Genomic DNA, 1,969 nt, shown 5'->3' with positions numbered 1-1,969 from the left:
GCACCGCCTGCCCGCTGGTGTCTGTCCCTCGTGCCAACCCCACCACCCCCACACCCCCCCCCCCCCCCCTTCAGCTCATCCTGCGAGACAAAGGTCCCCTTCAGGAAGAGCCGCCGAAGGGGCCGCCGATGATGGTCAGCGCCACGAAGAGGATGAGCACCGACAAGGCCGCGTAGGTCAGGACGTCGACGGGTTTGCCGCGGATGGCGAGCAGCCCCGCCTTCTCGGTGGGCAGGATCCCGCGGAGCAGGCCGGCGAGCAGCAGCGCGCCGCCGATGAGCACCGCGCCCTCCCGCCAGTGGTACTGGAAGATCCGCAGCGCGGCGACCGCGACGACGAGCAGGACCAGCGCGAACGGCAGGTGCTCCCGCGGTGTGCGGCGGATGCTCCGGTGTCCGGCCACGGCCATCAGCCCGCGACCGAACGTTCCGCGGCCTCGACCACGTTGCTGACCAGCATCGCCCTGGTCATGGGGCCGACGCCGCCGGGATTGGGCGACAGCCAACCGGCGACCTCGGCAACGCCGGGGGCGACGTCGCCGGTCAGCTTGCCGTCGACGTGCGAGACGCCGACGTCGAGCACCGCGGCACCGGGTTTGACCATTTCGGGGGTGATGATCCCGGGCACGCCGGCGGCGGCGATGACGATGTCGGCGCGGCGGACCTCGGCGGCGAGGTCGCGGGTGCCGGTGTGGCAGAGCGTCACCGTGGCGTTCTCGCTGCGCCGGGTCAGCAGCAGCCCGAGGGTGCGGCCGACCGTGATCCCCCTGCCGACGACGGTGACCTGCGCGCCGTTGATCGGGACGTCATGCCGCTTGAGCAGCTCGATGATCCCGTACGGAGTGCACGGCAGGGCGCCCCGCTCGCCGAGCACCAGGCGGCCGAGGCTGACCGGGGCGAGGCCGTCGGCGTCCTTGGCCGGGTCGATGCGGTCGAGCACCCGGCCGGGGTCGAGGTGCTTCGGCAGCGGCAGCTGGACGATGTAGCCGTGGCACGCCGGGTCGGCGTTGAGCTCGTCGATGACGGCTTCGAGCTTGTCCTGGGTGATGTCACCGGGCAGATCGCGGCGGATCGAGTTGACGCCGATCTTCGCGCTGTCGGCGTGCTTCATCTTCACGTACGCGTGGGAGCCGGGGTCGTCGCCGACCAGCACCGTGCCCAGCCCGGGGGTCACCCCCCGCGCGGCGAGCGCCGCCACTCGCGGGCGCAGCTCCGCGAAGATGGCGTCCTTGGTGGCCTTACCGTCGAGAACCTTGGCCGTCATGGGCACCATTCTGGCAAAGCGCGCCCGGCCGCCTCCCCGCGCGTCGTTCCCGGCTTTCGACGGGCTCTCCCGATATCGTGACGCGGACACCGGGCTCACCCACCCGCGATCATGACGTGATGCAGGACACTCCGCATACGCCGAGGTCAGCGGGCGTGTCCGGCTGCCGGAGGGCGGCAAAACCCACATGCGGGGTGCACACGCGCGCGCGAACAGTCAAAATGTCTCCGTGGCACAACCGACGACGCAGTTGAACGCGACGGAGCAGGACACCCTGGTCAAGCAGATCGGCCTCGCCCTGCTGCGCGCCGCCCCGCGCGATTGGCGCAAGGTGACCGCGGAGTACCGAGCCGTCGGCAGATACCACGAGCTGACCGGGGAGATCATCACCGAGGACGGCACCGCGCAGGAGTGGGTCGCCACCCACGACATCGCGACGCTGTTCGGGCGCCTGCGTGCCGGGATGTACCGCGACGGCCGTGGCACCTGGTTCAACGCGCGCTACCAGCTCGACCACCCGTCCAGTTACAACCTCGAGTACAACCGCGACGAACCGCAGTGGGACCTCGCGCCGCCGCCGCAGGCGTACTCCGACGAGCTGAGGATGTTCCCGCGCACCGAGGAGAACGTGCCGGACTGGCTGATCCGCCGCATGTCGGGTCTCGGTCCCGAACTGCCCGGCCCGCACTTCCGGATCGCCCGGATC

The 1,969-nt window shown here is 70.9% G+C and carries 2 protein-coding genes and 1 pseudogene; 1 reads left to right on the top strand and 2 read right to left on the bottom strand.

Annotated features, from left to right (window positions below; all coding sequences use genetic code 11):
- Positions 1–100: 100 nt before the first annotated feature.
- Both ACFWY9_RS01070 and ACFWY9_RS01065 read right to left on the bottom strand, forming a co-directional pair.
- A complete protein-coding gene (locus ACFWY9_RS01070) occupies positions 101–409 on the bottom strand; it encodes a DUF3017 domain-containing protein (protein ID WP_378337845.1) in 309 nt (102 codons plus the stop codon).
- Complete coding sequence (locus tag ACFWY9_RS01065) at positions 409–1,263, bottom strand: bifunctional methylenetetrahydrofolate dehydrogenase/methenyltetrahydrofolate cyclohydrolase (RefSeq protein ID WP_378337844.1); 855 nt, start codon at positions 1,261–1,263, stop codon at positions 409–411. Before ACFWY9_RS01065 ends, ACFWY9_RS01070 begins: the two co-directional genes overlap by 1 nt.
- A 187-nt stretch (positions 1,264–1,450) precedes the next feature.
- Between ACFWY9_RS01065 and ACFWY9_RS01060 the strand changes: the two are divergent.
- Positions 1,451–1,969, top strand: a pseudogene (locus ACFWY9_RS01060) (hypothetical protein); the annotation flags it as partial.

The sequence above is a fragment of the Amycolatopsis sp. NPDC059027 genome, assembly GCF_042739735.1.
In the GTDB taxonomy this organism is placed as follows: domain Bacteria; phylum Actinomycetota; class Actinomycetes; order Mycobacteriales; family Pseudonocardiaceae; genus Amycolatopsis.
This window is presented reverse-complemented; position numbering and strand designations above follow the sequence as displayed.